Source organism: Candidatus Palauibacter soopunensis (assembly GCF_947581735.1).
Lineage (GTDB): Bacteria > Gemmatimonadota > Gemmatimonadetes > Palauibacterales > Palauibacteraceae > Palauibacter > Palauibacter soopunensis.
In genome coordinates this window covers 93,456-106,509 of the sequence record NZ_CANPVT010000002.1, presented here as the reverse complement: position 1 = coordinate 106,509, position 13,054 = coordinate 93,456, and the positions used below count along the sequence as shown (strand labels likewise).

Genomic DNA, 13,054 nt, shown 5'->3' with positions numbered 1-13,054 from the left:
AGCCGCCTGTCACGAGCCGAAGATCCGCCGACTGGGGCGAGGGCGCTACCCTGGATCCGTCATCCTTCCTCCAGGATCTTTCGCAGGCGTTCGATCTCCTCGGGCTCGAGCTTCCGCTCTTCCAGCAACTGCGTGATCATCGGTACCAGCGAGCCGCCGGTGATGCGGTCGGCCAGCGCCTCCAGCCGCGCGGACGCGTACGCCTCGCGGCTGATCCGGGCGGAGAAGAGTTGCGTGCCGAGGCTGGCGTCACGGTGGACGAAGCCCTTGTCCTCGAGGCGCTGCAGGAGGCGCTGGATGGTGCCGTGCGCCGACCTCGTCGCGTCCGGGTAGAGCAGGTCGCGGAGGCGACGCGCCGTGAGACGGCCCTCCTTCCAGAGTCGCTCCATGACCGCGAGTTCGGCGTTGGCCAGGCGCGGCGTCGTCATGCGAAACCCTTTCTCGATCGTTCTCGACGTGGGACGTCAAAGGTCAGGTGACCGCTCCGTCAGTTCCTCTTGACGACGCCCTTCATGCTGAACCCTGGGGTGCTGGTCTTGGCCGTTTCGCACGTCATGGTCATGGAGGCGATTTGGGACTCGTATGAAGAATCGAGCACCGCCGCTTCGGCACCCGTACACTCCACATGCACCCCCTTGAGCAACGACATGTTCGGGTTGTTCCGGCTCACCCGGAGGTGCCGGGCGAGTTCCGCGGCGAGGGCTTCTTCCGAAAGCGGACCTTCCGAAAGCGCCGACCGAAAACGGGCAAGGTCAAACACGACTGTCTTGAAATCTCCAGCCCCGTCGTCCGGAGTCACGGCCAGGAACATGTCGGGGGTGCGGCCGCGTAGCCCCTCGACCCGACCGCCGTCTCCACGTAGCCGCACCGACCCACCGGACAGGGCCGTTTCTCCCGCGGCACGCAGGTTCCTGGCGAGGTCAGCCGGGAGGGCGTGTTCCGTTGCGATTGCCTCGATCAGCTTGCGCATCACCTGCGGCCGCAGGGGTGCATCGCCGACCGGATCGTCTCCCTGGCCATCGAGGTGCAGGATCGACTCCTTTTCAACCGGGACGACGGCCGGGTCGACGGAGGTAAGATCCGACTGGTCGGTGCAGTAGACGAGGCCGCCGGCCAGCAGACACACGGCGCCGCAGCGCAGCGCGACGCGGAGCCAGCGCGGGGTGGGGGTCGAGGTTCGGTTCGTCATGATCACGCGGAATCTCCTTTCGAGCCGCGACGCTCGGCCGCAGCGATCGATCGTACTCGCGAAGGTCAGGGGGCCCGGGACCGGGGTCTTCGAAATGAAGTCGATCACCCGGAGCAGCGCCCCGGCGTAGGTGCGGGGTTCGGCCTCGATTGCGGTGACGGCGAGCGCGTCGCAGCACAATTCCTCGGACGCCCGCAGCCGCCGGCGGGCCCACCACGCGACCGGGTTCCACCAGAAGGCTGCGCACGCGAGCCACTCGAGCCAGCGCACGGCGTGGTCGCGGCGCCGGACATGGGCGAGTTCATGCGCCAGGACGCAGCGTAATTCGGACCCGTCCAACTCGGCGAGCAGCTTCGAGGGGACGAGGACCCGCACCTTTCCGCCGGCCCACCACACCATGGGCGACAGTTGCGCGCGCGTCGCGTAGACGGCGGGGGCCGCGCCGAGACCGAGCCTGCGGGCGATCTCCCGCGCGAGGCGCTGAACCTCGGATGGCGCGGGCTCCGAAGCGCTCAGGAGCGAGCGGTGGAAGCGGAGCGTGCGCACGAGCGTCCAGCCGAGCACGGAAGCGGTGCCCAGGAGCCAGAGCCAAACGAGCCCCTCTTTGCCGCCGTCCCTCAGCCAGGCAAGCAGCGTGGCCCCGGCGGATGGCGCCGACTCCGCCTCCAGAACACCAATCCCGGCCACAGGGCCCGCCGGATCGACGCCCCCCGACCAGACGGGAATCGAGACGAACGGCGGCACGAGCAGGACGGCGAGCGGCAGCAGCCAGAGCCCGTGCGCCAGCGACGGCTTCCCGAGGCGCCGCGACGCGACCCACGCCAGTCCGGCAAGACCGATCGAGATCGCCAGCTTGCTGGCCCCGATCTGAAGCATCACGTCCGTCATCCGTATCTATCCACCTCTCGCTCCGACCTTGTCAACGCCATTCTTCACGACGACATGTCGTAAATTTACGACACGATGTCGTATACGTCAAGCGGCGACACACGGCAGAAGGCGGAGACAAGGCGGAGGCGGGGTCGGGGAGCCGGATTCGTGGGCCCCCGTTTCAGATTCCGGTGGGTTCATCTATTCTATACAGGCTGTGTGGTCGGGTGGGGTGGCCGGTACCGGTTCCTTGCCCGGACCGCTCCCTCCCGCGGTACTCCTCCCGGAACGAGGTAATCGAGATGCGTACGCGCTCAGGGCTCCCGGTGTCTCTGTCTCTCCTCGCGGTGCTTGCCCTCGCCGCAGCCCCTCTTCCCGCGCTGGCCCAGGACGCCGATCTGCAGGCGGCCGTCCAGGCGCTCGAATGGCGCGAGATCGGACCCACGATCATGGGCGGCCGGATCGCCGACATCGCGGTCGACGAGTCCGATCCGTCCACCTTCTACGTCGGCGTCGCGACGGGCGGCGTGTGGAAGACAATCAACGGCGGGTCGACGTTCGAGTCCGTGTTCGACGATCAGACAATGCTGTCCGTCGGGGACATCACCCTCGCGCCGTCGAACCCGAACGTCGTGTGGGTCGGCTCGGGCGAGCCGCAGAACCGGCAGTCCTCCCCGTGGGGGATGGGCGTGTTCCGGTCGACGGACGCCGGCCGCACCTGGACCCATCTCGGGCTCGAGGCGACGCACCATATCTCCCGCATCCAGGTCCACCCGCGGAATCCCGACGTGGCCTACGTCGCGGCGATGGGCCGCCTGTGGGGCGCGAACCCGGAGCGCGGCGTGTACCGCACGATGGACGGCGGCCAGACCTGGGAACTCGTCCTCCACGTCGACGAGCACACGGGCGCGATCGACCTCGCCATGGATCCCGGCGACCCGATGACGCTGTTCGCGGCCATGTACCAGCGGCAGCGCACGCTGTGGGGCTTCAACGGCGGCGGTCCGGGCGGCGGCATCTACCGGACGATGGACGGTGGCGACAACTGGACGAAGCTCGCCGGCGGCCTGCCGGAGGGTGACGTCGGGCGCATCGGGCTCGACATCTACCGCCGCGACGGGAACCTCGTCTGGGCGATCGTCGAAGCCGACGCGCGCGCGCCGGGACAGGGCTTCGGTGCCCAGGAAGACGCCGACCGCAAGACGGGGACCTACAAGTCGACCGACCGCGGCGAGACGTGGGTGCAGACGAGCACGACGAACAACCGTCCCATGTACTACAGCCAGATCCGCATCGACCCGAACGATCCGGAGCGGCTCTACCTGGGCGGTTCGAGTCTGTACCGCACCTCGGATGGGGGGTACAACTTCACGCCGGACGCGGCCTCGGAGGTCCACTCGGACCACCACGCGCTGTGGATCAACCCGGCGAACTCCGACCACCTGATTCTGGGCGGCGACGGCGGCGTCTCCATCAGCTGGGACCGCTCGGACAACTGGCGCCAGCTGACCAACCTGCCGCTGGCGCAGTTCTACGAGATCGGCGTCGACAACCGCGAGCCGTACCACGTGTGCGGCGGCCTCCAGGACAACGGCTCCTGGTGCGGTCCGTCGGACACCTGGTCCAACCAGGGGATCCGGCCCCGCGACTGGTACAACGTGGGGAGCGGCGACGGTTACTTCACCGTCCTCCATCCCAACGGCGAGGAGATGATCGCGGAGTCCCAGAACGGGAACCCCATGCGCGTGAACCTCAAGACGGGCGAGCGCCTGCGGATGCGTCCGCTGGGGCGCCCGGAGGGGGATGACGAGGATCTGCCCGACTTCCGCTGGAACTGGGATACGCCGGTAGAAGTGTCGCCGAGCGATCCGAACACGGTCTACTACGGGTCGAACGTCGTGTTCAAGACGCCCGACTACGGCCAGACGTGGGAGCAGATCTCGCCGGATCTCACCAAGAACATCGACCGCGAGACACTGTCGATCATGGGCGTCCTCGGCTCGGAGCCGATGATGTCGGCGAACGACGGGACGTCGAGCTTCGGCAACATGATCTCGATCGAGGAGTCGCCGCTCGATCCGATGGTGGTGTACGCGGGCACGGACGACGGGAACCTGCAGGTGACGCGGGATGGCGGCGGGACATGGACGAACGTGGCGCCGAACATGCCGGGCGTGCCCGACCAGTTGTACATGACGCGCATCGTGGCGTCGCACGCCGATGCGGGGACCGTGTGGGTCGCGGGGGACAACCACCGCAACGACGACATGGACCCCTACCTGTACGTCTCGAACGACTTCGGCGAGTCGTGGCGGGCGGTCCGGGACGGGATTCCCGACGGCTGGTCGCTGAACGCGCTGGCGCAGCACCCGCGCGCGGCGAACCTCCTCTTCGCCGGCAACGAGATCGGCACCTACTTCTCGATCGACGCCGGCAACTCGTGGCACCCGCTGCTGCGGAACATGCCGCCCGCGCCGGTGGACGACATCAAGATCCAGGAGCGCGAGAACGATCTCGTGATCGGCACGCACGGGCGCGGGATCTGGATCATGGAGGACATCACGCCGCTCGAGGAGATGAGCCAGGCCGTGCTCGCCTCGGAGGCGCACCTCTTCTCCACCCAGTCGGCGGTCGCCTACAACCCCTACACGCCGCAGGGCTGGACGCCGGGCGTGTGGGAGGCGGAGAACCCGCCGCAGGGCGCCCGGATCCGCTACTGGCTGGGCAGCGATCTGCCGGAAGCCGCGACGGCCGACGAGGAAGGCGGCGACACCGGCGACCGGATCGTGACCTCCGGTGGTCCGTCCGCGAACGGCGATGACGCCGCGCCGATGTCCGCGATGGCGGGCAAGGCGGCGATCGCGATCCTCGACTCCGATGGCTCCGTGATCCGCGAACTCGAGGGCGGCGGCGAGCGCGGCCTGAACGAGGTGATCTGGGATCTCCGTCACGAGCCCCTGCCGGCCGCGCCGGGCGGTGGCAACTTCTTCCGCTCCGGCAGCGTGGCGCCGAAGGTCCTCCCGGGAACGTACACGGCGCGATTGGAGGCGGCCGGGCAGACGCTCGAGACCTCGGTCACGGTGCGGCTCGATCCGCGCGTGAACATCAGCCGGAGCGACCTCATGGCGCGGCAGGAGGCGCTCATGAGCGGCTACGCGCTCGCGAAGCCGACGAACGAGGGGCTGCAGGCGCTGGCCCGGCTGCGCGAGCACCTGTCCTCCATCGAGGACCAGCTCGAGGGCCACGACGTGTCCGAGTCCCTCACAGGGGAGGTCGAGGCCGTGGGCGAGGAGCTGGACGAGATCGGTGAGGAACTCGACGTGGTCCGGGGAGGCGCGGGGGTGTCCGGTGGTTTGTCCAGCTACCACACGGCGCCGACGGCGGACATGCTCTACCAGCTCGAGCGCGGCTGGGGCGCCCTGCCCGGCGCCATCGACCGCCTCAACGCCGTAATCGAGGATCGGATGCCGGCGCTCTACGCGGCGCTGCAGGCCGCGGGGGTCCGTCCGGACCTCGGCGAACCCGTACAGGTCCCGATGCCGCCGATGCGCTGACGCAACCGCCGGACTGCCAGGGTCAGGAGTCGACCCGGCTCCAGTCCAAGCCGCCCGCCGCGAGCCCGGAAGATTGGGCGCGCCGGCGGGCGGCGGCGCTTCGGGGCCGGCGTGCTTTGGCTTCCCGGGCACGCCGTCGCCATAATGGGCGCCGCAACTCTGCACACGATCTGCGTAAGGAGAGTCCGCACATGTCGTTTTTCGCCCCCAATCGGGCTTCGGCCCGCGGCATCCTGACCGTGGCCGCGATCGTCCTCGGCGTCCTGACCGCGCAGCCCGGCCTCGCGCAGGAGCTGACGACCCCGGAGGCCTTCTTCGGGCATGAGATCGGCGCCGACTACGAACTGCCGGACTACGGCGACCTCACCGGCTACTGGGAGACGCTGGCCGCCGAGTCCCCACGCATGACGCTGCAGTCGATCGGGACGACGGCCGAGGGCCGAGACCAGCTCATGGCGATCGTCACCTCGCCCGAGAACCACGCGAACCTCGACGAATATCGGGAGATTTCCGCCCGCCTCGCGCTCGCCAGGGGCGTGACCGAGGAGGAAGCGCGAGAACTCGCCCGGCGCGGAAAGGCCATCGTGTGGATCGACGGTGGCCTCCACGCCACGGAGGTGCTGGGCGCGCAGCAGTTGATGGAGACGCTGTGGCAGTTCGTGAGCGGGACCGACGACGAGACGATGCGGATCCTCGACGACGTCATCATCCTCTTCGTCCACGCGAACCCCGACGGGATGGACCTCGTCTCGAACTGGTACACGCGGGTCGAGGAGAAGACGGAGCGCTCCACGCGCGGGATCCCCGTCCTCTACCAGAAGTACGTGGGGCACGACAACAACCGGGACTTCTACACGTCCTTCCAGCCGGAATCCGAGAACATGAACCGGCAGATGTACCGGACGTGGTATCCGCAGATCGTCTACAACCACCACCAGACGGGACCCACCGGGACCGTGCTTTTCGCGCCCCCGTTCCGCGATCCGTTCAACTACAACATCGACCCGATGGTCATCACCGGGATCGATCTCGTGGGGTCCGCCATGCACTCGCGCTTCACGGAGGAGGGGAAGCCGGGGGCGACGCGGCGACGCGGCGCGAACTACTCCACGTGGTGGAACGGCGGTCTGCGCACGACGCCCTACTTCAAGAACATGATCGGGCTCCTCACGGAAACGATCGGGAATCCGACCCCGATGGAGATCCCGCTGATTCTCGAACGGGTGCTGCCCAACGATAATCTGCCGGCCCCGATCGAGCCGCAGCCGTGGCACTTTCGACAGTCCGTCGACTATTCGGTGACCGCGAACAAGGCGGTGCTCGATGTCGCTTCCCGCTACCGCGAGACGTTCCTGTACCGCATCTGGCGCATGGGGATGAACTCGATCGAGCGCGGCAGCAAGGACAGCTGGACGATCCATCCCAGGCGAGTGGAGTGGTTGCGCGAGGAAATGCGGGCCGGGGCGGCGGAGACCGACTTCGCCCGCAACGTGGGCGGTTTCGGCGGCAGCCGCGGCACTCGCGCCGAATACGACAGGCTGTTCGAGCCCGATCTGCGCGATCCCCGCGGGTACATCCTCCCATCGGACCAGGCCGACTTCCCGACCGCGACGCAGTTCGTCAATGCGCTGCTCGAGGGCGGCGTGATCGTGGAGCGGGCGACATCCGACTTCACCGTCGAAGGGAAGGAGTATCCCGCGGGCTCCTACGTGGTGCGGGCCGCGCAGGCGTTCCGGCCGCACGTCCTCGACATGTTCGAGCCGCAGGACCACCCGGACGACTTCCTCTATCCGGGGGCAGCCCCGACGCCGCCGTACGACAACGCGGGGTGGACGCTCGCCGTCCAGATGGGGGTGGAGTTCGACCGCATCCTGGAAGGCTTCGACGGGCCGTTCGAGGAGATCGCGGAGTGGAACGCGAGCCCGATGCCCGGAGCGGTCGCGGACGCGGACGGGGCGGACGGCTTCGTGTTCAGCCACGAGGCGAACGACGCGTTCAGGGCCATCAACCGGCTCCAGGCATCGGGACACGAGGTCTACTGGCTCACGTCGCCGCTGCGCGAGGGTGGGCAAATGCACCCGGCCGGCACGTTCTACGTGAAGAGCCGCCGCGGAACGGACGACGCGGTCGCGTCGCTGGCCGCCGAACTGGGGATCGACTTCCGGGGTCTGGAAAACGATCCGAACGTGGACGCCCTGCGCCTCGAGGCGCCCCGGATCGCGCTCTGGGACACGTACGGCGGCTCCATGCCGTCCGGCTGGATCCGCTGGATCCTCGAGCAGTTCGAGTACGCGGACTTCGAACTCGTCTTCCCGCAGCGGCTCGACGCGGGAGATCTGCGCGACGACTACGACGTCATCATTTTCCCGCAGGGCGCCATCGGCTCGCGGTTCCAGTTCGGGGGAGGAGGTTCGCCGGATCCGGAGACGATTCCCGAGGAGTACCGGGACCGGCTCGGCCGGGTCACCTCCGATGCGACGACACCGGCACTGATCGAATTCCTTGAGGACGGCGGTTCGATCGTCACCATCGGCGGTTCGACGGCCCTCGGGAAGGAGCTGGGACTCCCGCTCGAGGACCATCTGGTCAAGGACGGCGAGGCGCTGGGCCGGGAGGAGTACTACGTGCCCGGGTCGATTCTGGAGGTCACGGTGGACAACTCGCGGCTCGTTGCCACGGGGGTTCCGTCGACGCTCGCGGTGTCGTTCAACAACAGCCCCGTGTTCGGCGCATCGGCGCTGGCGGCGAGGAACGACGGGGCGAACGGGGTGACGCCACTCGCCTGGTTCGAGACGGACAGGCCCCTCATCAGCGGTTGGGCGTGGGGTCAGGAGCACCTCCAGGGCGGCGTGACGATGGCGGAAGCGAAGGTGGGCAATGGGCATCTGTACCTGTTCGGCCCGCTCGTCACGCGGCGTGCGCAGCCGCACGGCACCTTCAAGTTCCTCTTCAACGCGATCGCCCTCTCGTCCGCCGAGCCGGACCGGCCGTAGGCGCGCCGCTGGATCCGACGGAGGGGGCCGCATGAGCGGCGAGCCCGCTGCCCTCTCCGTCATCCTGAGCACGTACGAGGCGCCGGACGAGTTGGAACGCGCGCTCTGGGGCTATTCGGCACAGAAGCGCGATGGGTTCGAGATCGTTGTCGCGGATGACGGCTCGGGGCCGGAGACGTGCGATCGGATCGAGCGCCTGCGGGCGTCCACCGGTCTCGCGATCTCCCACGTCTGGCAGGAGGACGACGGGTTCAGGAAGTGTCGAATCCTGAACCGCGCGATCGTCGAGGCCCGCGGAGACTACCTCATCCTCAGCGACGGCGACTGCATCCCGCGCGAGGACTTCGTGGATACGCACGCGCGGCTCGCCAGGCCGGGGTTCTTCGTTTCCGGCGGGAGAGTTCGCCTCTCGAGCGCGGCCGGGACGCGAATCGAGAGAGAAGATGTGCTCGACGGTTCGCTGTTCGAGTCGACGTGGCTCGATGAGACGGGAGCGCTGAGCCGGAAGCGGGACCGGAGCAAACTCGGCCGCGCGCCGCGCCGTGCCGCGTGGTTCGATCGCATGACGACCACGCGAGCGACGTGGAACGGGCACAACGCTTCGGCCTGGAAGACCGACCTCCTGCGCGTAAACGGCTTCGACGAGCGCATGACGTATCCGGTCGAAGACCGCGAACTCGGCGAGCGCCTCCGCAACGCCGGGATTCGGCCCGTCCAGGCTCGGCATCGGGCGGTGTGCGCGCACGTGGAGCACGACCGGCCCTGGCTCGATCCCGACGCGCAGGCGAGGAACGAACGGCTGCGGGCCGAAACCCGCGGCGTGCCCCGGCCGCTCCGGATCTTCGGGGGTTTCGCCCGCGGGCGCGACTGGACGGAACACGGGATTCGGAAGGGCCCGCGACCGGCTCACTCGTAGCTGTCGATTCCCCGTTCGGCGCGGACCGTGTCGGAGCGGAGCCGGCGTTCGAAGCGTTCCCGACCGGCGGGGTCGGGTGGGCGCGACTTGTGCCAGAGGTGCAAAACGGGGACGGCGTAGCGGCCCTCCTTGCGTCGCACTCCGTGCCGTAGCAGGCGAACGACGAGATCGTTGTCCTCGAACCCCCAGCCTTCGAAGCCTTCGTCGAACCCGTTCACCGCCAGGAAGTCGGAGCGCCACACGGCGAGATTGCATCCCTTGACGCCACGCCACCGCCGCGGCGACGTCCGGCGCAGAGGTCCCAGCGGCAGGCGAAGCAGCGGCGTGAACCGGTCGGTGCGTCCCCGAAGCCACTCGCCGAGCCAGCGGGCGGCGCTCCAACCCTCGATTGCCGCTTGCTCTCGCGCGATTGCGGACCGCGAGAGTCCGGGGTCGAGCCTCACCCGGCTGCCGTGGACGAAATGCCGCGGCTCCGCGAGCCGGGCGTGTCTCTCCAGGTAGTCCGGCCGCACGAGGCAGTCGCCGTCGAGGAAGACCAGATACGGCTGCTCGGTGGCGGCGGCGGCCATGTTCCGGATCCCGGCCAGTCGATACCCGCGGTCTTCCTGCCGGACGTGCCGCAGGTCGAGGCCGGATTTCTCCGCGTGTCGCGCAACGAGTTCGCGCGTGTCCGGGCCGGAACCGTCGTCCGCCACGACGATCTCGAACCGGCGGTACGTCTGTTCGGCGAGACTCCGCAGCACCGCGTGGAGAGCGTCGGGCCGCTCGTAGGTGGAGACGATGACCGCGATGCCGGGGCCGTCGGGCGCCTTCAAGTCAGGTATCCCGCGCGCTCCATGACGGGGCCGAACGCGGCTTCGATCCGGGCGGCGTCCGCGGGGTCCATCTCATCCTTCCAACCCTCCGCCTGCCCCCGGCGAATAAACCGTCCCTCGCCACGGGCGCGCCCCGCGTAGGCCTCCGCGCCGTGGCGTCCCTCCAGGTCTCGCATGGCCTCGAACGACCCGCGCGCCACCGCCCGGGAAAGCCTCTCGGACGTTCCCGCGGGAACGTCTCCCGCAGGAACCGCCCCGACGAAATGCGCCACGCGGCGCAGGGCCGCCTCGCGGTCGGAGACGAGATCCTCGTAGCGCACGATGCAGACCCGCTCGCCGCCCTCCGCGCGTCGGAGCGCGGCCGCGACCTGCCGGTCCCATCGCCTCAGGTGCCGATGCCAGGTGTCGAACGGAGCGCCGCCCGACAGGTATCCGTCCACGAACCTCGAGAGCGTCATGTCACGGTCGTTGAACATCGTCGCGAACATGTGCCGGAACGAGACCAGGACTGCCCGCGGATCGCGCACGAGATACACGGCGCCGGGATAGCGCCGCGGGTAGCGGGGATACTCGTTCCGGAACACCCTCGGGTCCGGGAGGTGGCCCCAGGCGGCGATCTCGTGGTCGCGGCCGTGAACGAACGGCACGTGGTCGCCGACGTTGTAGAGGTTCACGTCGTCGCGTCGATCGTCCGACAGAAACACGGCCAGCATGTAGGCGAGCCAGGTGTTCCCCGACTTGGGATGGCCGACCAGAAAGACATCCGTCGGCCGCAGGGCCCGCAGGAATTGAGGCTCTCGCAGCCGGTTCCGGACTCCGTCGCGCAGCCGGTAGTAGCCGACCCGGCGCTTGGCGCGCCCGAACCATCGCGTGACGGCCGGGACGGGACGCCGCCGAACCCGGGGCGGGTCGAGCTTCGGCGGCCGGTTCACCGGGACCACGGCACCGTCCGTCCGATGAGTTCCGAGACTTCGTCCGCGTCGAACGCGTACTCCCGTTCGAGGTGATCGCGCACCCAGCCCGGCATGGGGACCGGAACCGCCGCGTTCACCGGTTTCTCCAACGACTTCGCCTCCGCCACCACGACCCTCGCCTCGAGGAATCCCAGGAGATCGCGCATCAGGTCTGCGGGGCGCTCCCGGATCTCGTCCAGGAACCCGAAGAAGAAGTGCTCGCGTGGAAAGTGCCCGAACCACGCGCGCAGGCACGTCGCGTAGTCGCTGCGTCGACGGACCGGACCGCTGTCGAAGTAGGAGATGAGTTCATCGCGGCCGACGGACTCCAGGGGTTTTCCCCGCCACCGTGGAAAACCGTTCCGCGCCTGCGACCACGCGCGCTCGATCGGGTCGCGCATCATGAAGATGAGTCTCGCGTCGGGCATCCACTCCGCGACGCGCCGGACGACCGCCGGCTCGAGAATCGCGTACGCGGGCGTGATTTCGCCGCGGATCCGGCCGCCCCCTCCGGGGTGGACGACGCGTGCGAGATAGCGGAGCCGATCGATTCGATCCCGGGCGGATCCGCTCGGGGCCGGCGTTCCGAGCTTGCGGTCGAAGAAATGGATCTCCTTCCGGTCCATCCGAATCTGCGGGTGGCGCGAGAGCTGCGCCGCCACCCAACTCGTGCCCGCACGCGTGGCGCCGATCCCGAGGAAACGCGGCATCCGGCGCGACAGCGTGCGCTTGCGCGCCGGATGCCGGCTCGGCGACCCCCCACCGGATTCGCGTGATGCCGATGAATCGATCTGATCTTCGAGGAACGTCGAAGGCAGGCGAAGAGCCGCGCCGCCCGCTCGACCTTGGCGGAGGCGCTGGAACATGGCCCATTCGCGCCGTTTGCGGGGCGAGGGGAAGTCCATCGTCGACCAGTGATCGAACTCCTCCTCGTCCAGGAACTTCAGCTCGTAGAAGCAGACGGGCGCGAAGTGCTGCGTCCGAAGCCAGCGGGGGCGGACGAGTTGCTCCCAGTGCTCCCGCTTGTGGAACCGGACGCGATAGTCGCAGGGGGCGATCCGCACCTCGCGGTTCACTTCCCCGCGCGGGGCGAGAAATGACCCATCCCGCGTCCGATACACGGTCTGTCCGGCGAGAGACCAGGCGGCGGGCCAACCGCCGTCGCGTCCGGCGATCAGCCCCGCGAAGGCACCCCGTTGCCCGCCCGCAAGGACCATGTCCGCGTCCCACTTGCAGGCGAACCGGCGGGTGCAGCGGGACAGCGCCCAGTTCGTGAAGTAGACGAGAGAATGCAGCGAGTCGGCCGGCGTCCCGTCGTGGTCGGGCCCGAACCGCCCCAGCGCGAACGGATAGGAATGAAGGCGGATCTTCGCTCCCGCGCCTCCGGATCGCCGCAGGCTCCGCACGATCTCGCGCGTGTCGTCCCGGCTCCCGTTGTCGATCACATGGATCTCGTCGAAGACGGGGAGGATCGAGCGCAGACAGTACTCGATCTTCGACGCCTCATCCTTTGCCCGCACGAAGGCGCTCGTCCCCGGCGCGCGATTCCGGCGCGGCAGGGAGAACGCGTACTCCTCGTTCCCTTCCCGGTTTCGAAACTCCATCCTGCTACGATGTGGTAAGAACGACATGAACCCGTTGAACCCCGTTCAGGGACCCTCGACGACCGCGGCCGCCGTGGGCGCATTGCTCTCGGTTCCGGAGCGGGAATATGCTCACTTCGAGCAGAAAGCGAGTCGAATGCGAGCGAAGAGACAACCAATG

The 13,054-nt window shown here is 68.6% G+C and carries 8 protein-coding genes; 3 read left to right on the top strand and 5 right to left on the bottom strand.

Going from position 1 to position 13,054, the window contains the following annotated elements; all coding sequences use genetic code 11:
• Window positions 1-59 precede the first annotated feature (59 nt).
• Window positions 60-428 (bottom strand): BlaI/MecI/CopY family transcriptional regulator, encoded by a 369-nt coding sequence (locus tag RN901_RS00755; protein WP_310754804.1) that lies wholly within the window; start codon window positions 426-428, stop codon window positions 60-62.
• Window positions 429-487: 59 nt separating this feature from the next.
• Entirely contained in the window at window positions 488-2,077 is a 1,590-nt protein-coding gene (locus tag RN901_RS00750; RefSeq protein WP_310754802.1) for a M56 family metallopeptidase, read from the bottom strand.
• A gap of 284 nt (window positions 2,078-2,361) precedes the next feature.
• On the opposite strand from RN901_RS00750, the gene RN901_RS00745 reads away from it, so the two are divergent.
• The 3 genes from RN901_RS00745 to RN901_RS00735 all read left to right on the top strand — a co-directional run bounded on the left by RN901_RS00745 (window position 2,362) and on the right by RN901_RS00735 (window position 9,522).
• Window positions 2,362-5,613 carry a hypothetical protein gene (locus tag RN901_RS00745; RefSeq protein WP_310754800.1) on the top strand — a complete coding sequence of 1,084 codons (3,252 nt, stop codon included), beginning with the start codon at window positions 2,362-2,364 and terminating at the stop codon, window positions 5,611-5,613.
• A 191-nt stretch (window positions 5,614-5,804) separates the two neighbouring features.
• On the top strand, window positions 5,805-8,606 hold the full coding sequence (locus tag RN901_RS00740; RefSeq protein ID WP_310754798.1) for a M14 family metallopeptidase: 2,802 nt from the start codon (window positions 5,805-5,807) through the stop codon (window positions 8,604-8,606).
• Between the two features lie 31 nt (window positions 8,607-8,637).
• Window positions 8,638-9,522, top strand: a complete 885-nt coding sequence (locus RN901_RS00735; protein ID WP_310754796.1) for a glycosyltransferase — start codon at window positions 8,638-8,640, stop codon at window positions 9,520-9,522.
• On the opposite strand, the gene RN901_RS00730 is transcribed toward RN901_RS00735, so the two are convergent.
• Genes RN901_RS00730 through RN901_RS00720 form a run of 3 tightly spaced genes read right to left on the bottom strand, consistent with a single transcriptional unit; the run spans window position 9,513 to window position 12,894 of the window.
• Window positions 9,513-10,337, bottom strand: a complete 825-nt coding sequence (locus tag RN901_RS00730) for a glycosyltransferase family 2 protein (RefSeq protein ID WP_310754794.1) — start codon at window positions 10,335-10,337, stop codon at window positions 9,513-9,515. The two genes, RN901_RS00735 and RN901_RS00730, sit on opposite strands and share 10 nt — an antisense overlap.
• Entirely contained in the window at window positions 10,334-11,269 is a 936-nt protein-coding gene (locus RN901_RS00725; RefSeq protein ID WP_310754792.1) for a sulfotransferase domain-containing protein, read from the bottom strand. Before RN901_RS00725 ends, RN901_RS00730 begins: the two co-directional genes overlap by 4 nt.
• Complete coding sequence (locus tag RN901_RS00720; RefSeq protein ID WP_310754791.1) at window positions 11,266-12,894, bottom strand: glycosyltransferase; 1,629 nt, start codon at window positions 12,892-12,894, stop codon at window positions 11,266-11,268. Before RN901_RS00720 ends, RN901_RS00725 begins: the two co-directional genes overlap by 4 nt.
• Window positions 12,895-13,054 lie beyond the last annotated feature (160 nt).

Coding starts and splice junctions, on each gene's coding strand:
- RN901_RS00755 (WP_310754804.1), bottom strand. CDS start 428: ATGACGACGCCGCGCCTGGCCAACGCCGAACTCGCGGTCATGGAGCGA.
- RN901_RS00750 (WP_310754802.1), bottom strand. CDS start 2,077: ATGACGGACGTGATGCTTCAGATCGGGGCCAGCAAGCTGGCGATCTCG.
- RN901_RS00745 (WP_310754800.1), top strand. CDS start 2,362: ATGCGTACGCGCTCAGGGCTCCCGGTGTCTCTGTCTCTCCTCGCGGTG.
- RN901_RS00740 (WP_310754798.1), top strand. CDS start 5,805: ATGTCGTTTTTCGCCCCCAATCGGGCTTCGGCCCGCGGCATCCTGACC.
- RN901_RS00735 (WP_310754796.1), top strand. CDS start 8,638: ATGAGCGGCGAGCCCGCTGCCCTCTCCGTCATCCTGAGCACGTACGAG.
- RN901_RS00720 (WP_310754791.1), bottom strand. CDS start 12,894: ATGGAGTTTCGAAACCGGGAAGGGAACGAGGAGTACGCGTTCTCCCTG.